Below are 25647 nucleotides of genomic sequence, written 5' to 3' on the forward strand. Positions count from 1 at the left end.
ATCGGTGCCCGTCATTTCTGCCGGGCGTAGCATCTGGACGGTAAACCTTGCAATCAAATCCTTTGCGTATCGGAACAAGGGGCAGCGCGCTGGCGCTGGCACAGGCCCACGAAACCCGGGACCGGCTGATGGCGGCCCATGGTCTGGCCGAAGACGCGTTCGAGATCGTGGTCATCAAGACCTCCGGCGACAGAATCCAGGACAGGCCGCTGTCGGAAGTCGGTGGCAAGGGGCTGTTCACGAAGGAAATCGAGGAAGCGCTTCTGGACGGGCGGATCGATCTTGCCGTTCATTCGTCCAAGGACATGCCGACGGTCCTGCCGGATGGTCTGGCTTTGACGGCCTTCCTGCCGCGGGAAGATGTGCGCGATGCGTTCCTTTCGCCCAAGGCAAAGACCCTGACCGATCTGCCGCAGGGCGCCGTCGTCGGGTCCAGCTCGCTGCGCCGGCAGGCGATGATCAAGCGGCTGCGACCGGATATCGAAGTGGTAATGTACCGCGGAAACCTGCAGACACGCCTGCGCAAGCTGGCGGAGGGCGAGGTGGACGCAACACTTCTGGCGGCGGCCGGTCTGCGCCGGTTGGGCCTGGAAGCGGAAATCACCAGCCTTCTGGAAACCGACCAGTTTTTGCCGGCTGTCGGTCAAGGTGCGATTTGCATCGAAAGCCGGTCGGACGACATGGCTACCCTTGAAATGCTGGCGGCAATTCACGACGCGGCAACGCAGATCCGCCTTGATGCGGAGCGCGCCTTCCTTGCTGTTCTGGACGGGTCTTGCCGCACGCCCATCGGCGGCCTGGCAACGCTCGAAGGCGATGCGATGCACTTCCGAGGGATTGTGCTGAAGCCGGACGGATCGGCCGCGCATGAAGCATCGGGCAGCGGGCCTGCGGCCGAGGCCGTGCGGATTGGCCGGTCTGTCGGTGAAGATCTGAAAACCCGGATGGGACCGGACTTTCTGGCAGGAGCCTGACCCGGTCATGCGCTTTCTGGTGACACGCCCCCAGCCGGATTGCCGGCGGACCGCTGAAAAACTGCGGGCGTTGGGGCATGTTGCCGATGAAGCTCCTGTTCTGAAAACCGTTGAAGTGCGGTCGGCAAAAATCGGACTGGAGGGCGTGTCGGCGCTGGCGTTTTCAAGCCGGCGGTCGGTTGCCGTCCTGTCGGCACAGGGCCGGATCGATGCCTTGCGGAGCTTGCCGGTATTCACGGTGGGCGACGTAACCGCGCTCGCCTGCCGGGAAGCGGGCTTTTCAAACATACTTTCGGCCAGCGGGGATATTGCAGCGCTGGCCCAGCTGATTCTCGATAATCGGAGCGGATTGTCCTCAGGGGCCGTCCTTTATCCTGCTGCCGAGGATCGGGCGGGGGATCTGGAGGGACTTCTCGCCGCAGGGGGCATTTCCTGTCGCACCGTCGTGCTTTACCGCATGGAACCGGCGGAAAGGCTGCCTTCTGCCGTGGTTGACGGCCTTCGCCAGAATGCCTTTGATGGTGTCTTCATTTATTCCAAACGCACGGCCGAAGCTTTTCTGGCGCTGGTTCGCAGGCACGGTCTCGACCATATTTTTTCCGGGTTGCCTGTCTATGCCCTTTCGCGGCAGTCGGCCGAGCCCCTATTTGAGGTAAGCCAGGTGCGTATTGCAGCTGCGCCGAACGAAAGCGCCTTGATGGATCTGGCTTTAACACAGTGTTAACCAGATCCGGGGGAGTCGTTCTTTTGCAGCGCGCAAAAGTCTTTGCTGCGGCGGTACCGCTTCGCAAAGAGGTGTGTATAGTGAAGGTCTTGGGACCGGCAGGGTTCAGGAGGAGATGAGATGACGACGGACAAGAAATCCCCGGGCGGGACATCTTCATCGGGCGGCAGCGGCACCGGCGGCAAGGACAAGCCGGGTAGCAGCACCGCGTCTTCCTCCGGCAGCAGCAAGCGGCCGGTAACGATCGATCTGACCGCAGAGAAGGTCGGTGCCAAGCCGACAGACACGAAGCCAACCTCTGGTGCGAGCTCAACCGCGAGCGCCACGACGGGGTCTGGCGGCACGACTGCGGGTGCAACCAAGACAGGCGGCATCGGCAGCACGACTGCGTCCGGCAGCTCAACGTCAGCCGGAAATACAACGTCTTCCGGCAGCACGGGCAGTTCGGGCAGCACATCGTCGCCCTCTTCGTCTGCTTCGACATCGTCCTCAACCGGATCAGGCTATTCTTCGTCGTCTTCTACCACTGCCGGGTCTTCCACTGCCGGAAAGCCATCCGGAGCCGGCACGACCGGGTCGTCAACGGCGACCGGCAAGCCGGCGTCTCCGGCAAGCTCATCGACGTCTGCCACCAGCCAGCCTGGAACCTCCTCGACAAGCAGCAGCTCCCGTCCAGGGGGAACAACCAGCTTTTCCAATCCGCCGGCCGCTGAAGACCGCGGCGGTGTCGGGGCATTCGGCGTTCTGATTGCGGCCGTTATCGGCGGTATCCTGGTGCTTGGCGGCGGCTTCGGCCTTTATCAGGCCGGGCTCGTCAAACTGTCGCCCGAGCCGAACCAGCAGCTCACCAGCGCGCTCAGTGCCGCCGAACGCAAGATCTCCGATCTGGAGAAAAAACTCGGCGACGTGACGTCTTCGGTCTCCAGCCAGGGCAGCTCCGGTGCTGTTTCTGCTCTGGAAAGCAAGGTCACCGCGCTTGAAGCCAAACTGCAGGATGCGTCGTCGTCCGATCTGAGCGCCGCGATCGATGCCCTGAAGCAGGATGTCGAAGGACTGCGCAGCACCGTCGCTTCGGCAGGGGCCGGCACCGGCGAAGGAACTCCAGCCGATCTCCAGCCGCTTGAAAGCCGTCTGGCCGCGCTGGAAGAGGAAGTGAAGGGCGATAGCCAGGTGGATCTGGCACCGCTTGAAAGCCGCCTGGCCAAGCTGGAAACCGACACCACCTCGACATCCTCCGAAGCCGACAAGCTTTCGGGTTCCGTAACCGGGCTCGAAGGTCAGCTTTCGGACCTGAAGACGACCCTTTCCGAGGTGGAAACCCGCCTTTCCAATACCGAAGCGACCGCGAAGGCAGCGCAGACAGCCGTATCGACGTCGGACGTTTCCCTGAAGACCCTTGCCGACAGCCAGGCACGGGCAACCGAAACCCTGTCTTCGCTGGCTGCCGACATCAAGTCTGTCGGCGCGGCCAACACGGCGGCGCTGGAAGGTTTGCGCTCTGAACTGGACGCGCTTTCAACGCGCCTTGCCGCGGTTGAGGCAACGATGGGCGATGCGACGGCGCGTGAAGTTGCTGCCAGGGCACTGTCCGTTTCCGCGCTGAAGTCGGCCGTCGATTCCGGCCGCCCTTATGAAACCGAGCTGGCCGCCGTCAAGGCGGGACTGCCGGGCGGGCTCGACCTGTCTGCACTGGAGGCCAACGCCAAGACCGGTGTCGAACCGGTGCCCGTGCTGATCGCCCAGTTCCCGCCGGTTGCGCGCTCTGTCTACCAGACGTTTTCCGAACCGGACCGTTCGGGTGATGTACTCGACAGCCTGATGACCAGTGCACAGTCGCTGTTCACCGTTCGCCGTTCGGGCTCGGGTGAAGGCGACGGGCCGGCCGCTGCCCTGCAGCGCATGGAAAACGCCGTCCGGAAGGGAGACCTCAAGTCGGCACTTGCCGCCTACAAGGATCTGCCGGAACAGGGACAGGCAGCTGCTGCCGACTGGGCAACGCGCGCCGAAGCCCGCGTCGAGGTTGATGACCTGACGGACAAGGCCTCGCAGGAAGTGCTCAACGCGCTTGCTGCGAAGGATAGCTGAATGCAGGCCGGCCACTCGCCCGCCCGTCAATGGAACTATGTGCCGGCAGGAGCCGGCCGTCGCAGGGAGCGAACTGAATGATCCGCGTTCTGTTCTTTTTCGCGCTGTTGTTTGCCGTTGCCATGGGCTTTGCCTGGATGGCGGACCTGCCGGGAACGATCCAGATTTCCTGGCCGGTTTATGAAGGCGGCCAGCAGGTCGGGACGGACATCTGGGAGCAGTCGCCTGCGATTGTTGCCCTTGCCGCAGCTATTTTCCTGGCGATCTTCCTGGCGATTGTCTGGGTGATCCGCGTCGTCCTCAAATCACCGCAGATTGCCAGCCGCTTCTTTCGGCGCCGCCGGAAAGACAAGGGCTACAATGCGCTGTCACAAGGCTTGATCGCTCTGGGCACGGGCAACGCCAAACTGGCGCGCCGCTACGCGCTGGACGCCGACAAGCTGCTGGATGATGAACCCGCGGCAAAGCTGCTGCTTGCGCAAACGGCCCAGCTTGCCGGCAAGGACGGCGAAGCGCGTCAGCGTTTCGAGGCGATGCTGGAAGATCCGGCCACCAAGGCGCTTGGTCTGCACGGCCTCTTCATCGAGGCCGAGCGGCACAGGGAGCCGGTGGCGGCACGTCACTACGCGGAGGAAGCCGCCAAGACATCGCCGGGTCTGGAATGGGCCGGCAAGGCTGTTCTCGGCTATCAGGCGGTTGCCCACCATTGGGATGAAGCGCTCAAGACCCTGGAGCGCAACTACGCCGCCAAGATGCTGGACAAGAAAACCTATCGGCGTCAGCGCGCCGTCATCCTGACGGCGCTTGCGACAAAGCTGGAGGACGGCGAGCCGGAACGGGCCTATTCGCTGGCCAAGGAAGCTCATGGTCTGGCACTCGACCTTGTACCGGCGGCCGTGCTGACGTCTCGTCTGGCGACGCGCCGGGGCGACATTCGCAAGGCCTCCAAAGTGTTGGAGGCAACCTGGCGATTGTTCCCGCATCCGGAGTTGGCTGAAACCTATGCCCATGTGCGTACCGGCGATTCGGCTGTCGACCGCTTGAAGCGGGTGAAATCGCTTTCCGCACAACGGGCAAACACTCCCGAAGGTGCGCTGGCCATCGCCCGCGCAGCCATGGAGGCGCGCGAGTTCGAAGAAGCGCGCAAGCAGCTGAAAAAGGTCCTGCAGTCCGAACCCACCCGTCAGGCGTTTCTGCTGATGGCGGAAGTGGAGGAAGCCGAACACGGTGACCGGGGCCGCACACGCGACTGGCTGGCCCGCGCCGTCAGTGCGCCGCTCGACAAGGTCTGGATGGCCGACGGCATCATTTCCGCCGAATGGCAGCCGGTGTCACCGGTCACCGGCAAGCTCGACGCGTTCCAGTGGGCAACGCCGGGCAGTCTGTCGGACGAGGATGGTCCGCTGCTGGAGGACAGCCTGTTCGAGGCGCCGGCCCTGCCGTCCGCCACTCCAGGCGAGCCGGTTCGGCCGGTTGCAGATGCGGATGACGGCGCCGTGGTGCTGGAAGCCGAACCCGTCACCAAGCCTGCCACTGCCAAGCCTGTGGAACCCGAGACGGGTGATGCCAAATCCGGCAGCGCCAAGTCAGCCGCCGCGGAACCTTCCGCTGCCTCTGTACCATTGGAAAAGCAGGGCTACGAAGGGACGACGGACGATGTCAAATACAGCCCTGCGCTGAAGGACCTGCCCGACGCCGAGGCTACCAAGGCACCTTCGGACAAGGCTGCGAGCGTTGAGAAGACGGCAGCCAAGGAAACTGCGGCAAAAGGCGAAGCCGGGGCCGAGGACAAACCCGCCGTGGTGACAGGCAAAGATGCCGGGACTGCGAAAGCTGGTGTGATCGGCAAGGCCGACACCCGGAACGGTTCCGGGACGCCTTCCAAGCCAGAGGCAACATCTGAGGCCAAGGTTGAGGAAACCTCGAAATCGGCGGATGCAAAGCCATCGGCAGCCAAAGCCGGGGAGGCCAAGACAGGCGAAACAAAATCCGGAAGTTCCAAAGAGGATCTCAACCGGCCAATCGAATTTCCCCTGTCGCGGATGCCGGACGATCCTGGCCCGGATGAGGACGACGAGGAAGAGACCGCCAAGACGCCACGGCCGCGCTTTTTCAACTGAAGCGCTGCTGCGGCGATAGTCGGAATGTGCTGACGAGCATGTGTTTGCCTGGCTTCCGGAAAAGGGAAGATGTGATCTTCCTGAAAGAACCGGTTTTAGGCTCTTGCATCTGACGCCAAGCTCCGGTAATTAGCGGCGCACTCGGGCTTGACCTGAGTGTCCGCGCCTAATCGCGCGATGCCCGGCATCTGCCGGAGAACGCCGCTGTAGCTCAGATGGTAGAGCACGTCATTCGTAATGATGGGGTCGGGGGTTCGAGTCCCTTCAGCGGCACCACTTTCCAGGCCCAGTTTTCTTTCTTCAGGTGCGCCCCATAGGGCTATTCCTTCTCTGATGCTTTCCTCCGAATTGAGGAAGCTGTCACGAGACTTCAGAAAATGTGTAGCGCGCAAAATCGCTTGGCGAAACGCGCAACACCATATGGCACCCAGATTGCGCGCTGAGAGAGCACCGGCAGAGGCGCGTGCTCCCAAGAGGAATCTATTGCCGTTTGGCACTAGCCATCCTTCTCACTCGGACGCTCGATAAGGCTGTCCCGCCAATCTCCCTGATAGTTGAAGTCCGGCGCTGGTATCGGTTCGGAGAACCAGAAGTCGGTGAAGGCTGCGACATTGGGTACGCAGAACCAATGTGCTTGACCGTTAGCATCGATCGCCCACCAACGTGCTTGTCTCGGCGCTTGCTTCCAGTCGACATTTGGCATCCGCGTACCCTAGTTGTTACGGAGTATTTAAAGGGACTTTATACGGCCTTTGAAAGCCGCTCACTCGCAATATCGTAATAAGCCGCCTCCCGCTCGCAACCGACAAAGCGACGGCCGGCACGAAGCGCCGCAACACCTGTTGTGCCCGATCCTGTGAAGGGATCGAGCACAGTACCGGGCGGGCAGACCTGGACGAGAGCATCCATCAACGGGAGCGGCTTGCCAGTGGTGTGGAGTTTGGGTCCGGCCGCCATTACGCCACAGCGAATGATCCCCGGATAGGTGGGACCATCCTTGTCGTGCCATGCCCCCTTAGATCCCCAAAGGATGAACTCGGCCTGCTGGCGGAACCGTCCCTTGGCCGGACGGCAGGCTTCCGTCTTGTCCCAGGGGACGCACCCCCGGTAGGTGAACCCGGCTGCCTGGACTGCATCGATCATGACCGACAGCTGTCGCCAATCGGTGAAGACAATGAACGGTGAGCCGGGCTTGAGGACGCGGTGGGCCTCAGTGAGCCAAAGGGTCGACCAGAGCATGTAGGAATGCTGGTCGCGGTTTTCGCCAGAGAACTCCGGATACTTCTTTGGGTCATTCACGTACTTGCTGTTGGCGCTATCCGCCGTGCGGCTGCCGGCATGCAAGCCGCCAGAGCTATACGGCGGATCGGTTACGAGGGCGTCATATTGTTCGGCTGACTGATCATGCAGCCAGGTCAGGGCGTCTTGTTGGAAGAGTTGCCAGGACATGTCTTCTCCGGGATTTGGCGCTCTGGGCGTTCGGAGAAGGGCTCTAGGGGCCTCAGGTTATTCAGCGTCCCGCATCGGGGACATTTGACTTCTACAGGGCCAACGATCGCTCGCTCGGCCGACTTCATCAAGAGTTTGCGGCAAGAGCCGCAGCGGATTTCATTCATCGTGAGTGACAACCTTATGGCGACTCATCCATAAAGCCCGAGCATCGCGCGATGCACCGGGCGCGGCGGTTGTCGTAGACTGCCGGGCGGGCTGAAGATTGGCGTTTGAGGCCCGCCGTCCGGACGTAAGTCCGGACCGTCCGTCAGGGTGGATTAAGGCACTGAACTTTGGGGAAGACGATAATGACCGATTTGCCGCATCTGGATATGTTGGAAACCAACATCCGCAACATCAACATGATGAACACGCAGTCCATGCAGCGCAATGCGCGAGGCCACATCCAAAATACCTTTGCGCTCATCAACGCTGACGCCGAATGCAGAGCGGCCGGCAACAAGGCGATTGCGATCTGCGATGAACTCGCCCATGAAGCCGCCGTTCTGACTGTTGAAGAAAGCCACAAACAGAAGCTGGACCAGTTGACGGCCGAGGCTCTAGCGGCAGTTGTTGCACTCAAGATGGAGTGTAAACGCTGTGGGCCGAACGACGTGGCAAGGGCTCTTGGGGTCTGATCAACCTCAGTGCCGGTCACTCCTTTGTCTCCACTTCCACCATCGTGATCCAACCGCCGCCCTCCGGATCAATCGTATGAGTGACCACGGTCGACACCCATTTGATGCTCTCGATCGCGGAGCCGAAGCCGGTCAGGGTGACCGGAGCGCCGGCAACGGCAAACGGGTTGCCGCGCATCTCGAAAGACCCGGAGCCAGTCCATCGGCTTAAGGCAGACGCCACCGCACCGGCCGTCTTCTTGGCTTCAGTCTCAGTCGGTGTCAGATGCATGGGCGCATATGCGCCGCCTTTCTTTCCGATGTTCTGGGTTTCCTGCTTCAAGCGTCCCTTCTTCGGGTCGTACCAAGTCGTCTCCGCTTTCTCGTGCGCCGGCCGTTCCTCGATATCGACATCCCAGCCGTAACACTGTTTCCGGTTGACCAGGATCGGCGGTAGATCCTTGCCCGATCCGGATTGCGCCTTGCCGCGCTCCAGGACAAGAAGCTTGCCCGCCTGGGGCTTGACGATCGCGCCGATTTCATCGGCCAGCTCGGTGGCAAAATCGAGTGGGCTTTGGTTCCAGCGAAGCCGGTACGGGATCTTGATGTTCTCGATCGCCGAGCTCACCAGCGCAGAGACGCCCGCCTCCTTGGCAAGGTCTTTGAAGATCTTGCCTGCCGTGCCGAAACCACCCTCCTGGTCATAGTGCTTGGATCCGGTTGCTTTCATCTTGTCGATGAAGTCGGCCGCCCTGCAATAGACCTCCATCGTGTCACCGTCTTCCGGGCTTCCGCCGAACGCCGTCCGGCTTGCAGAGAAGGTACCGAACTGCACAGCCGCACCCGGCAGCATGCCGGCGCTGATGGTGTATTTGGTGCCTTTCGGAGGCGGTGAGTACGGCGGCGCGGAAAAGGTCAGGACCGCTTCGTCGCTCTCGTATCCTGCCTGATCCGTGATCGAGACGCGCAACAGGGAACCACCCCATAAGGGCACAAGGTTTGGCGTCTTAGCGCCCGCGACAATGACAAACGGCTTGCCGATCATTCCCAGGGCCTCACCGGTGTTTCGTCAGGCGCTTCAGGTGCCTCGGGAACACTCAGGATCGTGCCGAATGCCACATCGCCGGAAGGGTCTTTCATGGTGCCGGAGAGGCGGCGATTGGCATTGATCAGCGCCTCGGCCGAGCCGCCGCGCTCGCTGCCGTAGAGATCCCGTGCAATACGGTCAATCCGCTCGGCATCTTCGGTGACCGTGTATCTGGTGACTATCTTCGCCATGTTTCAAACCACGAACAAAAGGCCGATTTCGGCATTGAGTGTCCGGCCCCGGCCGGTGAAGGGATGGAAGCGGTCCTCATCGATGTAGAGTTCGCGGATGACGACGAGGCCCAGGTTGTCGGCGGCAAGGTTCGCCCCAAGCCGCAGATAAAGAACAGGCAGTTGGCTTAGATGCTGTGCCTGCAGCCAGCCGAGGGCATCCATGCCGCCAAAAACAAAAGGCAAGGTCAGAACTTCCAGCCGTGCCGATCGCTCGCCAATACCGGTCAGCTGATAGTCCATGCCGGTATAGGTTGCCCGGCCGGGCACTCTTGCTTCGCTGGACAGCGAGACGTTCTGCGGGTTCAGCCCGATGACCTTGAGCTGTGCGGCTCCGATGGAAACCAGTGAACTCATGCGAGGTCTCCCGTGTCATGAAGCGACCGTGCGCGCGCACTCCGGATCGCCCGGTTCTGCATGCGTTGGGCTTCGCGGGCGGCCCGTTCCGGATCGCGCGCCTGGTTGAACGTGTTGTTGATATTCATCGCCGGCTGAGAGGCTGCCGGCGCGGTTCTGAAGCTCCGCTCAGCGCCTTGGCGCATCGAGATCGGGTCGGCCCCGGAGAAGCTCGGCTTGATGGTTGGAGTTGCGGTAAATGAGAACCGAGATTTCAGCTCGTCTGCCATCGCACCGGCTTTGGCGGCTTCCGAACTCAAGGCATCGGCGAATTTAGACCCGGCTTCGCCGCCCGCATCCCGGAGGGACTGGCTTCCAGGGATAAAGCGATCCCAACCATCCCAACCCGGTTTGGCTCTGGGGAACGGTCCGGATGGAACACTTGGCTCCGCTTGGTTGTCGATGCCCTGCACCTTACGCGCTTGCTGCAGCTGCCATTCAAGGTCTTTCAAGCGCAGTTCTAGCGGCAACCGGGCGGTGTCCGGCAATCCGAACCGAGACTCCGGCCGGCTGTCGATCTGTCCGCGCAGTTCCTTGATCTCAAGCTCCAGCGCTTCGACGTTGACGCCCCGGAGCCGCCGTTCATTCTCAATGCTGTCCTCTTGGCGGCGGTAGGACGGATTGAACCAACCTAGGATTTCGTCAATCAACGGGTTTTTAAGCTGCCCCCAGAAGGAACCGGCTACCCGGCCGGTCTGTCCCATGGCAGCCGCACGGCGAGCGGCTTCAGCGCCGGGTGTGCTGTCGATAAAATCGGCGTCCGCCTTGATGCCACCACGGGAGTCGTTCCTGATCGCATCGAAAGCATTGTTGTAGAACTTACGATTGTTCAGAAGCGGCCGGAGGGCAGACTTCGCCTGCATGTCGCCGAAGAGTTCACCAATGGCGAATTCGTTGCCACCGGTCAGGCGCTGGACCTCATCCAGGAGTGCCAGGATATAGGGCGTTCCTTGCTGCTGGGCCCGCTTCGAAATGCCTTCCAGATTGACACCCTTTTCCTTGAAGTTCTTGACCGTGTCGGGGGCTGCCATCTTCGACAAGAGGTTCTGCAGGTTGGTAGCGGCCGGGCCTTCCATGCCGGCACCTTTGCGGACAACCTGGGCCAATGCGATCAGTTCGGCCGAGGCGTCCAACCCCGACCGACCACTGGCGCTGTAGAGCGCACCAAGTTCCGGGAAGTACCGGGCCATTGCCTCGATTTCGAACTCGCCCTCCTTGCCACCCTTGACGATCTGATCGAGGAACGCCGGCACCTGATCCGGAGTGATGCCAAGGTTGTTGATCGCCGCCGTAACAGCACTTGCAACAATCGCGGGGTCAGATCCGGAAGCATGGGACGCTTCAACGGTTTTCCAGAGCAAGCCGGTCTGTTGATCAAGCGGGAAGTTGGCAGCGGCAAAAACGTTTCGGGCCGAGTTTACGAGTTCCGGTGTCTTGCCATATCGGTTGCCAATCTGATCGTTCTCCGACTTGATCCGGGCAACGGCGGCGGGATCGCGCATTTCAGCCGTGATAGCGACACGCGCGGCAGCGAGATCGAGATCATTAAAGCCCCGTTCAAGCTCGTTTAAGCCTCGGACGATGTTGTCGACACTGGCAAAGGCAAGGAGCGCACCGAACGTGCTGCCGGCAGTCGCCCCCAGGACTCCCATAGCTCCGTTGAGTTGGTTGGTTGGGGCAATCAGAGTTGACTGGTTGGATGCCTTCTTTCCAAGCCGGTCGATCTTGTCCGAGGTTTTGTTGATTTCATCATTGAACCGAGTGAACTTGGTCTTATCCAGCCCCTTCAGCTTGTCTCCTGCCCTGTCGGCCGCGTCGCCAAGATCCTTGATTTCCTTTTCCACACGATCCGTGCTGAGGCGGTTGAGGACTCTCAGTTCTTTGGCCGGGCGTTCAAGGCTGTTGCCGGCCTTTTCAGCCGCGTTTTTCAAGCTGTTGAGTTCGCCTGCCACCCGATCGGTCTTTAGCGCATCGAGCGCTCTGACCTTGTTTGCCGGCAACTCTAGAGCAGTCGCGGCCCGGCGCGCGTTTGAACCGACTTTATCGAGATCACGTCCGAGTTTTGTCGCGCCGGCACCATCCAGCCGATCGGCAACCTTGTCGAGTTCCTGAAGGTCTTTCTTGGCGCGGCGGGCACCACGGTCCTTGTAGTCCAGTCGGAGCTTAAGAGAGACGTCCATTTTGCCGCTTACCCTCTCCTTAGGAGACCAAAGGTTTCACCGTGGATATCATCGGCCTCTTTCCACCAAAGAAGGCACTCCGACCAGTCGAGTCGGAGAACCTGAGGCAAAGGCGTGTGCAAGATGGCAGCGACACGAGCTGCAATACGTCGCCAGTCTTCCGGCCGTGCCGCTATTCGCTGTCCGCCCGGAAGACGCGGGGAAAAAAATCCTGACACTTCTCGGTGACGGCATCGCCGTCATCGTCCAGCAAGCCGCGCAATACTGCGGCTGGAAGACCGGTCTGCGCCGCGTAAATATCGTAGCGGTCGAACGCCCTGCCTTGAAGCTTTGAAGCCAGTTGCCCGACCTGGGCAACCGTCAGACGCCGGACATAGATGGCGTCGATCTTTTTGCCTTCCCAGTTGAAGGCATGGTCAATCGGAACACGGCTCACGCGCGTTTCCGCCTCTGAGAGAAAATCGAGTTCCGCGATCTCGACTTCCTTCTCCTGGGAGGTCTCGGCCGTGGCATCAAGCGGGGTGTTGTCCAGCTCATCCGTCAGCTCTTCAGGCGGAAGCGGGATCTGATCCAGCGGCACATCGAGATTTGATTGCTGTTTCGAGGTCATGGGTCAGCCTTTTGTTCAGCCGATGGATGCCAGGAGAAGAAGCCCCATCCATCCGCCAAAAATTAAGATCATGATCGCATACCAACCGCCTGCGACGCACAGCGCCCAAAACAACGGTTGCGGATCGGTGGCAAGGTGTGGTGCCAGCAGCCAGCAAACAGCTGCGCCAAACCATGCGAGGATTGCGGGAATGCCTATGAACAGCCATGCCGCCTGATTTCCGGTCAGGTGTTGCATGGCGGCTCAAGCGGCAATGATGGCGTTGTGTTCGGCGCTGTAGTCGACACCGTTGATCACCATCTTGTTGGCAAAGAAGTCGAAGAGATGGATCATTTTCCCGTCGACGATGTCTTTGTAAGAGACGATGGAACCGACCTGATACTCGGTCTGTCCGCCGCGCTTGCCCGCAACGCGCGGCTGGCTCACGGCACTGATCAGTCCCTTGAGCATGACGACACGGCCAAGGTTTGTGCCGGTTTGCAGATCGCGCAGGCGTTCATAGTAATAGAAAGAGGTCCAGTCGCCGGCCTCCCGGCCGAACAGGGAGCGGATATCGTCGTGAGACCCGATCAGAGAGAAAGGCGCGGTCAGCGGCTCGATCTCCCCGGGGTTCTCAAATGCCATCCAGCCACCGGCCAGGGAAACCGTGTCGTTGACACGGCTCAGGTTCGGCAGCTGTACGGTGTCGAGGCGCAAGCGCTGGTTCAGCGTATCGACGTACCAGTTTGCGCCATAAATCACGCGATCCATGGGAGGCTCCTTCAGTTCGTGTCAGCGACCCGGATGTTCTGGTCACCCAGAGCTTCCAGTGCCTGCGCAATGTTGGCGGCCAGAAGGTCGAACGCCTCCGGCTGCGGTTCGGTGAAGATCTGCAGGTCGACTAGGTCCGGCGTTTCCTCGAAACGCAGCTTGACCTTGAGAGCGCCGTCCCGAAGCGATGTGTTCGGGTTGAGCTTGCGGTCCCAGATGACCTCGTAGTCGATGATTGCACCGAAGGCCTGCCGCTCGGCACAGGCCTCGGAAATCGTCTGGTAGATCAGCGTGGCCAGATGCGGCCCGAGGTCGCCCGCCATGTACTTGCGCATGGCACGGATAAACGCCTTTTCGATGGACCGGCGTGTCCGGATGCGCTTGATCGATCGGTAGTCCCGAACGGTCGGATCGGTTGCCGTGGTGAACGGTGCCCAGAGAAGCTTGTTCTCGATGATCGTGCCAACGCCGGCCTGACAGAGATAGTTGCTGTCCGAAGTCGGGTCACCGTCGCGATGGCTCACCCGCGTTTCAACACCGCGAATGCCGACAAGCGGGCGGTTCCAGGCAGCTTTGTAGGGGTTGCCGGCCTCCGCGTCCCGCTTCAGGATCTGCGCCGCCCAGGACGTGGACATCGGCGCGGTCGCGTCCGCCCCGTTCTTCCAGATCTTCACCCGAGGGTATCCCATCAGGATATTCAACGAGGTGGCGAAGTCTGCGGCAGAGGCTGCGGCCGTCTCGCGGGTGGTTCCGTCAGCATCGGCAACAACAAAACAGTCGATGATCTTGTTGCAGACGCCCTCGGCGGCCGTCACCACGGGGTTGGCGGCATCGCCCGGCCGTTGGTGGCTGAACTCCGGCGCAATGATCAGGCCGGGTTCAAGGCCGATTTCCGAAAGCGCCTCGGCCAGCGCCCAGACGCCGGTCTTGCTTGCCGCGCTGCCGGCGATGTGCCCGAGCTGCGTAGCCTCGTCGGGATCATCCTCGCAACGGGAGAAGATAATGTCGGTGGAAATGCCCGCCATGGCGATCTGCTCGATGGCATCCTTGGCGACACCGTCACCCAGGAGAGCGATCGTTTCGCTGTCTTCCGTCGAAACGGCAATGGGCTTGTGCATCTCGATGGAGTTGTCGGCGTTCGGTGCCGGTAGGCACATGCCAATGTAAGTCTGACGGGCGTCGATCGACGCAACGGTGGGCGTCAAATCGGAAAAGACGCGGGTGCCAACATTTGGAACAATGGCGCTCATATCTACGCTGTCTCCGGCCAAGGGTTTAAGGGCGGTTCAATCAGCGTTGAAGATCGGCGTAACGGTCAAAAAAAAGGGGCTGACAGTTGTCAGCCCTTGAAAATCTCACTCCCTGAGATCGCGCGAAGCATGCCAGAAACCGGCCCCGACATGCAACGGGTTTATGCCGATCAAGGCCAGAGCGCGACGATCTCATCGAAGTCGGACGGGACCGGGTCCATTGCCTTGATGGCGTTTGCAGCGAAGATATGCGCTGACTTGTGATCGAGGACAGCTTCACCGAAAGCCATCATGGTCTGCGCGTCCATCTTCACCCGGCTGTCGTTGGCCGCGATCCACTCGAAATCGCCAGGGCCACCGTGCCAAGTGAAATCACCAGGCTGCGCACCGTCGATCAGGATAGCCGACTGAGCGCGGGAGTAAGCGCCCTGAATGTTCTCGCGATCTTCCGGGCGGGTCTGGTACAGCACGCCGTTGAAGGTGATACCGGCGTCAATCCGGCGATCGCGAGCAGCGTTGATTTCACCGTTCGTCACCGGCGGGACCGGAGCGCCCGGGAAATCTTCCAGCTCGTTGTCAGTCAGGTACTGGTCGAGATATTCGGCGTGGTAGGTGCCTACACGGGGCCAATCAGCAGAGTCGCCACCGACGAATTCGACCCGAACGCGGGTGTTCTCTGCGTCCGAATAATATGCGTTTTGGATGTCCATTTTAAATCTCCGCGTTTACCGACAGAATTTGATCCGACGGGTTGGTTCCCATGCTGTAGGCTCCGAACGTCAACCCGGAGAAGCCGTCGATAATCACACGCGCACCTTCCCTATCAACGAGCGAAAACGATACCGTCGATCCCGCTCCGATCTCTGTGGTGCCTCCGATGATGAAAGACGGTGTTGTCGTCAGCAGACCGAGTGCCGGCGTGGCTCGCTTCCTGACATAGGAGACGACATGTCTGATGGCCGTTGTAGATTGAGCGTGCCCCGTGCCCATTCTTGCCGAGTTTACCTGTTCGTAAAACGGCAGGCATCGAGCCAACTCCGCTTGCGGATCTCGCGGAGCCTTGATTACCGGGAGGTGTCGATTGTCGCCCGGAGTAAAGGACGTTTCTGCGATGTCGAGATACCCATCCTGCGCGCCAACATAATTTCCGCCACCGGAGAAATCTGTGCCAAGGCTGAGCGCCAGAATAAGGCTCAACCGCGCCCCGACGCCGACAGAAGCAGGTGTCCATACCGGCGTTGTAATTTTGATCGGGAGCCTTTGCCAGATGCCGCCTGTTAAAGGGAAGGTCTGCGGGTCTATCATGACGATGCTGTCGGCAGGATTACCGCTATCGGCTGCAAGTCTGGTTTCGATCCCAACCGCCATGCTGTTTTGCGGACGCACCCAAAGATCATAGGTCCACACCCCGTTTGCAAAACGGAGCGGCCGGTCGATGCGGTAACCATAAGTGACCCAATGAGACGCAGCGTTTGCTGTCGTGCCGGCGAAGTTGACGCGCATATACTTTTCGGGGCTGTTAGGCACATCCGAAAAGCCAATCGCAAAGTCACGAAGCTCCTGACTGAAGCCGGTATCAACGGCATTCGAACAGTCCGCCACGTGTCGATCCGCAACCCGGTAGAGCGTCGAAGTGCTCGACACTGCGCCGCGTTGGTTCACATCAAACGAGCCGTTGATGATGAAATCCTGACGCGGGCCATACGGCCCGTCAACGAGGTTCTGGGGAAGAAGGGTCATGTGTCAGAGCCTCGCGTCTGCTGTCAGACTTTGCGTAAAAGTTGGACCGCTTAGTCCGTAGAGGTGAAAGCCGTCCGGACGAACTGACTGACCGCCATTCACAGTTACGCCACCAAAGAGCGTATAGGTGATGCCAGGGGTCGCCCTCATCCACCGCGGGAAGGTTCCGGTGATTTTACTTTGGTGATCGGAGCTGAAAGGGATTTGGCTCTTGTAGAAGTAATAGTGGGCCATATGCAGCTCTTGCCCACGGCTCCTGCGAGGCCGCTTAATCTCTGATGCCCGCACATCCCCGCTAAGAAGAGATACCTCCGAGAGGTAAACCGTAGCTGTCGGGTTGGTGCTGTCATGTTGACGGGTAAATGCGGCCCGCAGGGCGTCATTCAGGCCTGTGCCAATGACTTTGCCTTCGACGCTGTCCAGAGTGAACAACAGGGAAAACTCTGTTTCTTCAGTCGTCAGATTTACGGTTTGGAAAGCGGTTTCGTTCGTGGCCGATGGCGCCCCGCCTGTTCCAAAGAACTGAGATATGTTGACCTGCAACTCAGTGGGAGCGGATGCCTGCGCCCTAAAAGTGAAGGTACAGGTTTGCCCGCCGAGCGTGTCGACGAATTCAATCGGCTGGAAAAGCGCTGCCGGATTAGCTCCCGGCGTCGGACGCTCCCACTTTAGGCGCTTCCTCGTGCGCGATCCAAGGGGGCGATCCTCGATCGTGATCGGGCAAGAGGTGCCTGCGACACGAAACATCCGCCACATGTCGCAGACATAGCCGCTGGTAAGATCGAACGGACCTTGTCCCTCTTGGTAGATGTCGAAACTACCGTTGATCAGGTGATCTGGGTCGCCAGTCACCTGGCTGATGCCAAGCTTGACCAGCAGCTCCGGAATGCCGCTGGTCTTGATCTTGTCCGCGTCAATGGTTTCCGGGCTCGGCTCGCCGATCTCAACAGCAGTCAGAACCATCGCGTTCAACTTATGACCTGCTGCCGGCATTGTGTTGAAGGTCACGTCAGCGTCGTTGAGCGCGAAATCCTCATGCAGAACGAAGTTGCCGTTCAGGTTCAGAAAGACAGCGTTCTTCGAGTTCGGCGTTGCCGGCAAGGTGACGGTGTCGGTTTCACCGTCAAACACGTAGCTCTGAAAGGCCGGATCGACGGTCGGCGTCGTGACTTCCTGCACCAGCTCGGCGAGCGCTGCCTGGACGTTGTTCGCGGAAATGCCGTTGATCGGGTCGATGGCAAAGAACGAGGCCTTGGCAGCAACCGAAACCCACTGATCATTGAGATACTGCAAGAGCATGCCCTGCGTGGCGTCGGATACGTCCGTGTCTTCCAGCCCCGCAAGCGTGCCAGACACGTTGGCAATGCTGTCTGCCAGCGTGTTCAGTGCAGCTTGCAGGCCATCTACATCATCGATGTCATGGTTATGAACTGAAGGCGCAACGCCTGCGAGTGCCGTCTGGAGGGAATGGATAAATCCATCGATCATCTCCATCGCCAGGATGATACGGGTGAAGTCATAATCGACATCGTTGGCCGGGTCTGGCTTCGGAATGCCGAGTTGTGCTGTAATTGCGTCGGTTGGCATCGGAACCTCTTAGTATCCGTAGGCGCGCAAACGCGCGATGGAGGGACGCGCTGCCGGCGTGCCGTTGAGTGTGACTTTCACGCGGCCTCCGTTGGGGGCGGAGAAGCCAGCAAGGGCAAGTTTCGGTTCCGTCCAGCCACCGCCGAGGGCGCGGGCGCTCTCCTGGACAAGCGGCTGCCAATCGTCATCGCCGTCATCAACAAAGATCGAGACCGTTGCCCCGGCCGGCTGCCACCGATCGAACAGCGCGCGGAATCCGATCGGGCCGTCGATCGCGAAGAACTTCGAGACATAGTCCGCCTGCTCCTGCACCTGCCCACCAATGATCGTGGTGCCTGGCCAGAGGACAGGCGACAGGTACTCGTTGCCGTTCAGTACAGCGCGCAGGGTTATGGTCTCGGAGACATACTCATCGAACTCGATGGACTGCCCTGAAGCGAGTGGGATCACATCCCCGTTGGCGCGGACAAGCTCGTACCTAAACCGGGTCTGATCGGATTGCAGCTCGACCGTGCCGCGAACGACCAGATCGGTGATCGCCTCGATGTCGCCCTGGTACAGATCGACGGTCTTTTCCACCGGGCTGAATTTGGCCGCGAGGATATCGATCTTGAGATCGCTTTTCGGGTGCGCCACCCACGTGGTGCGGTTCGATCCGGAGAACAGGTCGCCGTTGGTATAAGGCTGCGAGGAAACCAGCTGTTGGGATTCCGGAACCACTTCGCCAAGCGTTGCGATCTTCAGGGCGTGGTCCGCATCGTCAGTCATGATCACGACACAGTATTTTTCAGAAGCACTGAGATAGTGCGGCGCATCCCAACGCGGGCTGACCTTGTCACCAGGCTGAACGCCAACCATCGGAATGAACGTGGTCGCCAGAACTTCATTGGTCGGATAGCCGTTCAAGGTCCGGGCGAGCTGGCAAACCAAGCCATTGGCCGGGTCCCCCACCTCGGCGATCTCCACGTCGAACCCGAGCATCATGCAATCAACTGGCGGGACAAACGTGAAAGCAAGCGGATCGCCGTTCATGCCCCCTTCGCGTCCGGAGCCTTCACCGGGGCCGCGATTGTTGGACACGTTGTTTACGTTGGTGACCCGCACAATATTGTTGATCACGTTCACCACGGGCGGCGGCGCAGCCCTGGTCACCAGATTGACCCGGCGCATCACCTCGACGGTGATTTCACCAGCACCAACGAAGGACGCCTCAGCAAAACCACCGGCAGCACCTTCTGCCCGGATCGCATGCGTGCCGGTCGGAACACGGGCCGGGATCTGGAATGTCCCTTGCACATCACCATTGGCACCGGCAACAAGCGGGCCGGCCGGCGTCACGTCCCGCCCTGCGAACAGGAGCTTTTCCAACTCTTCGTTGGGGGCAAACCCTTCTATCGTGAAGTCGATATCGATCTGCCGCAGGAACTCTGCCGCCCGTGTCGTCTGCCGCACTTCTTCCGTAATCGTTGTACGGCCCGGAGATTGACCGGGGGCTGCCGTGAACTGGCGCGTGATGGACGAGGTCCACTGCGTTTCAGTCGACGTCCAAAAGTCGTTGTTCGGGTTGAGCGCCAACAAGCCCGGCATCGGATTATAGTTGGCGTAGGGGTTGACCTTCATGGACCCGGTTGCGAGTGGCTGCGAGATTATCACTTCTTCGGTGTAATCAAGGATCGCAAGCGTGTTGATCGTCTCGACAAACTGCTCATAGACAGGCAACTGCAAGACGCCCTGGTTGGCGGCGGCAGACTGGACGACACCCTCATCGCGGTAGAAATCGCTCCAGAAGTCATCCGTGAAGATGCCATCGGCAGAGATCGCGGCCGCGTCCGGTACTGATTGTTCCATGAGCGTCCGGTTGAGTTGATCGGCAAGCTTCACCGTCAGTCGCAGATATCCCCAAAGCTCATCATAGGTCGGTACACGGGTGCCGTTGTTGACGATCTCCGGAGCGCCGTCCCACGTGTTGTGGATCTCGGCAATCTTCAGGTAGCCCTCGGGTGGCTTCGGCGGCAGCGCGCCCTTGCGAGCGGACTGCCCTTTGACGACGCTCGGCGTGCCATCGATATCAAAAACAAGAATATCCTTGCGCGGGATCTTGGAGTTGTACGTCAGCAATGCGGTTTCGTCGGTCACACCGCCTGACAGTGTGATGGTCGCTGCGTCGAAGGCATCCGGCGCGACCTGTTTGAAATACCGATAGGTGACGACATACGTGCTGCCGGCAGCCGGCTCATCACCAGCCGGAGCCCACGAGATATTGTCACCGGACAGGGAATATGTCGCCGGATCAAACGTGGTCGCGGCCTGCGTGACGCTTATGATTTCGACAATCGACGCTTCCTGCAGTTCATCCAGACCGTTGGGCACAGGCCCGCGCGTCACGTTCTCGGAGATCTGCATGGTGACAACCGCAGACACCACGTTCGCGATCGGCGGCCTTGCGACGGTCAGAACTGCGGTGCCGCTACCGCCATCGGTGAAGGTCTTCGCCTCGGCCGAGACCAGTTCAAGATCCGGATCTTGGGACTGGAACAGGGTAAAAGCGGTTTCGCGCGTGCGGCGCCAACCCTGAATGTTTGCAGCACCGGCACCCACCGACAGGATCTGCCGATCGTTGCCGTCATCCCCAAGCGCGCTGACTTCGCAGCCGGCAACGATGTAGGAGCCGCGTGCGCGGTCGTAAATCGCAGCAGTCGCAAGAATGCCATCAAGTGCAGGCGGAGCGGTCTGATCAACGACGGTGCCATCGAGCAGCTTGTAGACCTGTATAAACTGGCCCTCGCCGCCATCGTTCAGCAAACCCCACTCAAGAGACCGGTTCGTCCGGTAAGCGCCCGGTTCGCCTTCGGCATCCGTGCCTGGATGCAAGCCGACGAGAGACGGGTCTTCCTCGTGGCCGATACGGGTGACCACCTGGCGCACACCAACGATCACGTCGCCGGAGATCGGAACATCATCAAATTGCGCGGCGGCAACGGAAAGAACATGACCGTCAATGTAGATCCGGCCAGCCTGTAGGATGATGCTGGCGGTGGTCGGAATGGCGTTCGGGTCTTCCGGGTCAATGTCGAACGCGACCTTGATTGCCGCATCGCTTTCCCGGTTGCCGTTGCCAGCTACCAGATCGCCAATCGCCTGGATGCGGCGGCCGGTCAGCCCCTGCAGTTCATTGAGTTCCGCGCCCTGAATGAAGCGGTCCTCGACAAAGACCAGATCCGTCCGGGTGGACGGCGCGTCTGGAGTTCTGTCATAGGCGGCGTCAATGCCGGACTCGTGTTCGTAGGCCATCAGAACCTCAAGAAAAATTGGACGTATTCACGGACCGTCTCGCCAAAAAGGATCGAGATCGGCTGTGACGCGATTTCAACGCCTCCGGTCAGACCGGCAGGCTCCAGCCAGAGTTGGCCGGGTTTCGACTGGTCGGTGACATCAGCGCCGAAGACGATGGAGACAGACGCGGCTTCGGAGCCGTAACCGTCGCCGAACCCGGTGCGCGCAAAGACATGCACGCCGATCGGGTTCTCAAGGCTCGGCTCCAGAAAGTCAGTGCCGAACGCGTATCCGGTAAGCCCTTGCTCAACACCCCTACAGACGGCCCGGCGATAACCAATCGTCTGGTCAGCGTCATCGGCAAAGCGAAGCCAGCAAGGTAACGCCTCAATGGCACTCGCCATCGAGACCCTGCGGCCAAGCGCGGCGTCATCGGCCCACTTGAAAGTGGCAGTTGCCCATGGAAACTGCATGTCGGCCCAAAGCTGGCTCGGGACTTCTGGAAGCCAAACACCAAGCACGGTCAGGTCAGCTTCCGTCAGAACGTGGGTGTAGCGATAAGCTCGACCGAAAGACCATTTCGGCCCCTTGCCATCGATCCGGACACCGCTGTCATCTCCAAGGATCGAACCGCTCAAACGGGTTCGGCAACCTTCGGCGGCCGGGACATCGTAGCCATGGACGCCACGGCGGAATGTTGACCGCTCCGGGATGCTGAGATCAACGATGCCTGCGATCTTGGGAAGATCGTCACGCTCATCGCGAACCCGGTCCAGATCGATCTGGAACTCTGCCCAGGCAAGACGACGCGCAGGCGGGTCCTGGATCGTGCCCGAATAGCCCACCATGTCGAGACCTTGCGCAACCGCGGAATGGGTGCCACGCACCCTTGCCCAGGGCAGCCCGCGTGCAAGAACTTCGGCGTAGCTGGAAAGATACGGAACCAGAGCGGCAAGGCCGTATTCATCGACCAGGAACGGACGGAGATCCGGAGGCTGCCGGCTGTACTTCCAGCCGGAGATGTATTCGACGCCCGGCACAAGGTCGGGCATGAGGTAGGTGGCATTCGCCAGCGCACGGTGTTGTAGGCTGACATTGTCTGGCAGGCGGTCGGCGCTCATCGGCTGCGCCCCCCGTCGACAATGGTGACCGTGCCGATCGCAATGGCTTCATTCGATCCCGCAACCACGTCACCGGCCGGAAGTTGGACCGCGATGTTGGAGACCCCTGGCAGCATCGCGTTAGCCGTGATCCAGGCACGTGTCAGATCAAGCCCGAGAAGATCTGCTTCAGCATCGCGTGCGGTTACGAGGTGGCTTTCAAGCTCCTGCAGGAGAGACGCCGGCGCATCCGGTGACAGGGTAACGATGATCGTTACGTCCACGATCTGGCGAACCGCAGACATGACCTCGTAGCGGTCAGATACGAGCATTACCCCCGGAGCTTCAAGGGCCGTTTGAACGATGTTTAAAAGGCTTTGACTGGCGTTGCCGCCGATCTCGGTAGAGAGCACTGCAACGTTTACGGTTGGATCGCGACCAACGCGCCACGTTGCGATGTCGCGAACGCGGATATCCGCCCCCATCGCTACGCTCTTGAAGCGTTCCTTGGTACCGCCAACGGAACCGCCGATCGTTGCCAACTGGATACGCACCCGGAGCCGGGTGTCGTCTTCACCCGGAAGTCTTGCGAGATTGTAAAAGCTGGCAAGGTGGTCCAGATCCGCACTGGTGGAAAAGGCAAGGATCTGGTTGCGGGCGGCCTCGTTCACATAAGAGGTAAACAGCATGGCGTAGAACGCGGCCAGCTCCAGTTGGATCATAGCCGGGTCACTGGAGACATTCGCGTCCCAGGTGATGCCGAGCGCATCGCTTTCGGCAACCATCCTGTCGATCATGTTCTGAAGCCACTCCTCATGGTCGATCGACTTCAGAACCTCAGGATCGGGGAGAGCCTCAAGATCTATCATGCGGCCTCCCGGTAGAGCTTGAGGGGAGCGGTCGAGGCTTCGACAGCGACCTTGTCCTCGTAGTTTCCGAAACGGCCCTCCGGATAGTAGGTGCCCGAATGGCGGACGCCGAGACCGCCCTCCCTGGTCAGCCTGACAAGCTGCATGGAATGGATCCTGTATTCCGGTTCGTGGGTGTGCACGGCGGTGATGAGGGCGTTGTAGAGCCGGAGTGCGAGTTCCGGCGTGATGTCTTCGCCGTGCAAGGCGAAGTGTTCGGAACCGAAATCGAGAGCCATGACGCGCACATCGAGACGCGTGGTCCAGATGATCTGAAGGCTCTGGGAAACATGCGCCCAGCCCGTCAACGGTTCGAAGGTTTCGAAGTGAACGCCGGTTCTGTAGCGGAGAGCTTTCATCAGGTGATAGCCCTCACTGTGTTGGACCCTTCGATGATCGGCCATAGGCCTTTCGAGGAACCAATTTTGACATCGACCCGATCGCCGACACGGGCAACCCGCTTACCGTCTTCGCCGCCCAGGTGAACGTCTTCGCTTTCGACAACGACTTTCGCAGACTTCACAAGTGCATCGGAGCCACGCAGCTCCAGCCGGGTATCACCGAAGGTCACCACAACTTCACCCGCATCATCGGAGGGCGATCCATTGTCGTCGTCGTAGCTGCCGGCGATGGCGATGCTTGCCGTCCCGATCGTGCCGGACGGGCTGAACAGGATCATCTGTTCGTTGTCGGCCGGTACCGCATGAACCTTGAGCCGACCGACACCGGGTGCCCCCCATTTGACGGGGGGAGAAAGGATCGGCTTGCCTTCAGCATCCACAGCAAGCTGCAGGCGAACGGTGCGCTCTTCCATGTCCTGGCTGCCGGGGTGGACCTTGCCGCGCAGGACGGCGCGCGCAAGCCGTCCTTCGGCACGGCGCAGAAACCGGCGAAGCGTTCTGAGTTCGAAAGCGGCGAGATCTGTCACGGTTCCTCCCCTTCGATCATGGCGATGATTTCGGGCGGGATGTCCGTTTCTGCGAGGAACTTCAGGCCTGGGCCGCGTTCTTCATCCGGCGCGACAAACGCCGGCGTTTCACCGCCAAGGAAATCGGGACCAAGGCCGATGATCTCTTGTGTCCAGGTAACGGCGTAATAGGCCGTCCCCTTCTGATAGGCGGTTGCGGTGAACATCGGCCGGAAGGCGGGAGCCGGCTCTGTGAGCGGCAGACTGATGTCGGCAAGTCCCCAGTCCGCGAGATCCGGATCATTGAGGATTGCAAGCAGCCGGGTGCCGATTGCATTGGCAACGGTTTCCCTCGGTATCCTCCGGCCGCGCTGTTTGTCCGCGAAGTCTTCAGCGACGATGTACGCGGCGAAGTCGACCGGCATGGTGTAGTGCCCGGCTGTTTCCCGCATGGCCTTGACTTGGGTCCAACCAAGAAGCACGCCCGGAGCGCGGATCAGATCGCGGGAAACCACATCGTAGATGTCCAGCTTTCCCGGATGAGACCGGACGGTCAAGCCGGCGATCTGCGCGTCGATGGTCGCGGTGATCGCGAGGGTCGCAACCGAGACATGGTCGACGTCGATCAGGTCCGTCAGGGTGGTCGGCTCAATCATTGTAGGCCTCCGATCCCGAGAAAGTCAGTCACCAGATCGCGGATCTCGATCTCGTTCTCCGCCGAGATCCCGACAAACGCACGCGCGGGGACAACGACCTTCTGCGCAAAGACGTTCTGACCGCCGATCTGAAAAGCGAGAGCCTTTGCGTCTTTGGGTTCGATGACGGCACCGAATTGATGGACATGTGCGAATTCCCAGCTCGCACCCCATTCCGCCTGCGTGGCGGAAGAAGTTGAGGCAACGCTGTCCAGGAGATTGCGGCCGGTCTCGCGCAGGATGCTTGTGCCGTTGTGGTTCGGGACCCACGGCGTTCCGTCCGGAGATGTTTTTTCCGTTTCGATGCGCCGGCGCGTCTGGCTCTCACCGAGCGCGGCGATCGCTGCCATCAGCGGCGCGGGTTCAAAGTCCAGAAGCGGTTCAAGGCGCACGAGGGCTTCATCAAGCTCAGTGCTGTCAAGCTGGATTGAAACGCTCATTAAAACCCCCGTAAACGGTCACGGGTGAAGACACGCTCCGGGGCATCGATCAAAACTTCATTGGGTGAGCTGAGAGCATCGGAACCGTTTGAGGAACCGCCATCAGAACCGGACGGCTCGAAAGACAGCCCACCTTTACCGGAGGCAATGGCCTCAAGGCGTTTGATAGCCGCCTCGTACCGATCCTTGATCTGATCGTTCGAACGGGAGAAGGACAGCGCAATACGGTAGAGACCGATATCGATGGCATAGACCTTCAATAGCTCAAGGCTGTCGGCGTCGAGATTGTTCAGATCATTGCTGCCATAGCGGGCCTTGAGGATGCCACGGATTTCCGTGCTGGCGGACGCCAGCGCCCCCGCCACCCTGTCCGCATCGACCGAGCCGTCATTCTCATCTGCGGCAAGCAGAATGAGTTCATCAGGGTAACGCAGTTCTAGATCGGACTGGGAGGCGTAGGCGGTCATGGCTTCCTCAATGGCG

26 protein-coding genes and 1 tRNA gene are annotated in these 25647 nt (G+C 60.3%); 6 read left to right on the forward strand and 21 right to left on the reverse strand.

Features of this window, described 5'->3' with window-relative positions; translation table 11 throughout:
• Positions 1–47: 47 nt before the first annotated feature.
• The 5 genes from hemC (at position 48) to FIV03_RS08750 (ending at position 6179) form a co-directional block, all read left to right on the forward strand.
• Positions 48–974 (forward strand): hydroxymethylbilane synthase, encoded by a 927-nt coding sequence (hemC, locus tag FIV03_RS08730; protein ID WP_152509281.1) that lies wholly within the window; start codon positions 48–50, stop codon positions 972–974.
• 7 nt (positions 975–981) lie between these two features.
• The gene (locus tag FIV03_RS08735) at positions 982–1698 is read left to right on the forward strand and encodes a uroporphyrinogen-III synthase (protein WP_152509282.1); all 717 of its coding nucleotides are present in this window, start codon (positions 982–984) and stop codon (positions 1696–1698) included.
• Between the two features lie 120 nt (positions 1699–1818).
• On the forward strand, positions 1819–3783 hold the full coding sequence (locus tag FIV03_RS08740; RefSeq protein WP_209009910.1) for a hypothetical protein: 1965 nt from the start codon (positions 1819–1821) through the stop codon (positions 3781–3783).
• Positions 3784–3860: 77 nt separating this feature from the next.
• Positions 3861–5903 carry a heme biosynthesis HemY N-terminal domain-containing protein gene (locus FIV03_RS08745; RefSeq protein WP_152509283.1) on the forward strand — a complete coding sequence of 681 codons (2043 nt, stop codon included), beginning with the start codon at positions 3861–3863 and terminating at the stop codon, positions 5901–5903.
• Between the two features lie 200 nt (positions 5904–6103).
• A tRNA-Thr gene (locus FIV03_RS08750) sits at positions 6104–6179 on the forward strand.
• A 465-nt stretch (positions 6180–6644) separates the two neighbouring features.
• On the opposite strand, the gene FIV03_RS08760 is transcribed toward FIV03_RS08750, so the two are convergent.
• A complete protein-coding gene (locus FIV03_RS08760) occupies positions 6645–7352 on the reverse strand; it encodes a site-specific DNA-methyltransferase (protein WP_152507369.1) in 708 nt (235 codons plus the stop codon).
• On the reverse strand, positions 7319–7519 hold the full coding sequence (locus FIV03_RS32035) for a Com family DNA-binding transcriptional regulator (protein WP_152509285.1): 201 nt from the start codon (positions 7517–7519) through the stop codon (positions 7319–7321). Before FIV03_RS32035 ends, FIV03_RS08760 begins: the two co-directional genes overlap by 34 nt.
• A gap of 183 nt (positions 7520–7702) precedes the next feature.
• Here FIV03_RS32035 and FIV03_RS08770 point away from each other — a divergent pair, with 183 nt between their 5' ends.
• The gene (locus FIV03_RS08770) at positions 7703–8032 is read left to right on the forward strand and encodes a hypothetical protein (protein ID WP_152509286.1); all 330 of its coding nucleotides are present in this window, start codon (positions 7703–7705) and stop codon (positions 8030–8032) included.
• Between the two features lie 16 nt (positions 8033–8048).
• Here the strand turns inward: FIV03_RS08770 and FIV03_RS08775 are convergent, their stop codons facing one another.
• The 19 genes from FIV03_RS08775 to FIV03_RS08870 all read right to left on the reverse strand — a co-directional run bounded on the left by FIV03_RS08775 (position 8049) and on the right by FIV03_RS08870 (position 25631).
• On the reverse strand, positions 8049–9056 hold the full coding sequence (locus FIV03_RS08775; protein ID WP_152509287.1) for a contractile injection system protein, VgrG/Pvc8 family: 1008 nt from the start codon (positions 9054–9056) through the stop codon (positions 8049–8051).
• A complete protein-coding gene (locus FIV03_RS08780; RefSeq protein WP_152509288.1) occupies positions 9053–9289 on the reverse strand; it encodes a hypothetical protein in 237 nt (78 codons plus the stop codon). Before FIV03_RS08780 ends, FIV03_RS08775 begins: the two co-directional genes overlap by 4 nt.
• A gap of 3 nt (positions 9290–9292) precedes the next feature.
• Entirely contained in the window at positions 9293–9685 is a 393-nt protein-coding gene (locus tag FIV03_RS08785; RefSeq protein WP_152509289.1) for a hypothetical protein, read from the reverse strand.
• Positions 9682–11904: a phage tail tape measure protein gene (locus tag FIV03_RS08790; RefSeq protein WP_152509290.1), complete on the reverse strand. Its 2223-nt coding sequence runs from the start codon at positions 11902–11904 to the stop codon at positions 9682–9684. The genes FIV03_RS08785 and FIV03_RS08790 overlap by 4 nt, the downstream gene beginning before the upstream one ends.
• A 172-nt stretch (positions 11905–12076) precedes the next feature.
• On the reverse strand, positions 12077–12514 hold the full coding sequence (locus FIV03_RS08800) for a hypothetical protein (RefSeq protein WP_152509291.1): 438 nt from the start codon (positions 12512–12514) through the stop codon (positions 12077–12079).
• A 15-nt stretch (positions 12515–12529) separates the two neighbouring features.
• Complete coding sequence (locus FIV03_RS08805) at positions 12530–12751, reverse strand: hypothetical protein (protein ID WP_152509292.1); 222 nt, start codon at positions 12749–12751, stop codon at positions 12530–12532.
• 6 nt (positions 12752–12757) lie between these two features.
• On the reverse strand, positions 12758–13264 hold the full coding sequence (locus FIV03_RS08810) for a phage major tail tube protein (protein WP_152509293.1): 507 nt from the start codon (positions 13262–13264) through the stop codon (positions 12758–12760).
• Positions 13265–13275: 11 nt separating this feature from the next.
• Entirely contained in the window at positions 13276–14514 is a 1239-nt protein-coding gene (locus tag FIV03_RS08815) for a phage tail sheath family protein (RefSeq protein ID WP_152509294.1), read from the reverse strand.
• Between the two features lie 170 nt (positions 14515–14684).
• The gene (locus FIV03_RS08820; protein ID WP_152509295.1) at positions 14685–15224 is read right to left on the reverse strand and encodes a DUF4376 domain-containing protein; all 540 of its coding nucleotides are present in this window, start codon (positions 15222–15224) and stop codon (positions 14685–14687) included.
• Between the two features lies 1 nt (position 15225).
• The gene (locus tag FIV03_RS08825) at positions 15226–16116 is read right to left on the reverse strand and encodes a hypothetical protein (RefSeq protein WP_152514017.1); all 891 of its coding nucleotides are present in this window, start codon (positions 16114–16116) and stop codon (positions 15226–15228) included.
• Between the two features lie 141 nt (positions 16117–16257).
• Complete coding sequence (locus FIV03_RS08830) at positions 16258–17841, reverse strand: hypothetical protein (RefSeq protein WP_152509297.1); 1584 nt, start codon at positions 17839–17841, stop codon at positions 16258–16260.
• A 9-nt stretch (positions 17842–17850) separates the two neighbouring features.
• Positions 17851–21132, reverse strand: a complete 3282-nt coding sequence (locus FIV03_RS08835) for a DUF4815 domain-containing protein (protein WP_152509298.1) — start codon at positions 21130–21132, stop codon at positions 17851–17853.
• Entirely contained in the window at positions 21132–22235 is a 1104-nt protein-coding gene (locus FIV03_RS08840) for a phage tail protein (RefSeq protein ID WP_152509299.1), read from the reverse strand. Before FIV03_RS08840 ends, FIV03_RS08835 begins: the two co-directional genes overlap by 1 nt.
• Positions 22232–23083: a baseplate J/gp47 family protein gene (locus tag FIV03_RS08845; protein WP_152509300.1), complete on the reverse strand. Its 852-nt coding sequence runs from the start codon at positions 23081–23083 to the stop codon at positions 22232–22234. The genes FIV03_RS08840 and FIV03_RS08845 overlap by 4 nt, the downstream gene beginning before the upstream one ends.
• Complete coding sequence (locus FIV03_RS08850) at positions 23080–23481, reverse strand: GPW/gp25 family protein (protein WP_209009911.1); 402 nt, start codon at positions 23479–23481, stop codon at positions 23080–23082. The genes FIV03_RS08845 and FIV03_RS08850 overlap by 4 nt, the downstream gene beginning before the upstream one ends.
• Positions 23481–24050: a phage baseplate assembly protein V gene (locus FIV03_RS31845; RefSeq protein WP_173013811.1), complete on the reverse strand. Its 570-nt coding sequence runs from the start codon at positions 24048–24050 to the stop codon at positions 23481–23483. The genes FIV03_RS08850 and FIV03_RS31845 overlap by 1 nt, the downstream gene beginning before the upstream one ends.
• On the reverse strand, positions 24047–24685 hold the full coding sequence (locus tag FIV03_RS08860; RefSeq protein ID WP_152509301.1) for a hypothetical protein: 639 nt from the start codon (positions 24683–24685) through the stop codon (positions 24047–24049). Before FIV03_RS08860 ends, FIV03_RS31845 begins: the two co-directional genes overlap by 4 nt.
• Positions 24682–25164, reverse strand: coding sequence for a phage virion morphogenesis protein (locus FIV03_RS08865; protein ID WP_152509302.1), 483 nt, complete (start codon positions 25162–25164; stop codon positions 24682–24684). Before FIV03_RS08865 ends, FIV03_RS08860 begins: the two co-directional genes overlap by 4 nt.
• On the reverse strand, positions 25164–25631 hold the full coding sequence (locus tag FIV03_RS08870) for a DUF1320 domain-containing protein (protein ID WP_152507388.1): 468 nt from the start codon (positions 25629–25631) through the stop codon (positions 25164–25166). The genes FIV03_RS08865 and FIV03_RS08870 overlap by 1 nt, the downstream gene beginning before the upstream one ends.
• Positions 25632–25647 lie beyond the last annotated feature (16 nt).

It is taken from the genome of Labrenzia sp. THAF187b (genome assembly GCF_009363375.1).
In the GTDB taxonomy this organism is placed as follows: Bacteria; Pseudomonadota; Alphaproteobacteria; order Rhizobiales; family Stappiaceae; genus Roseibium; species Roseibium algicola.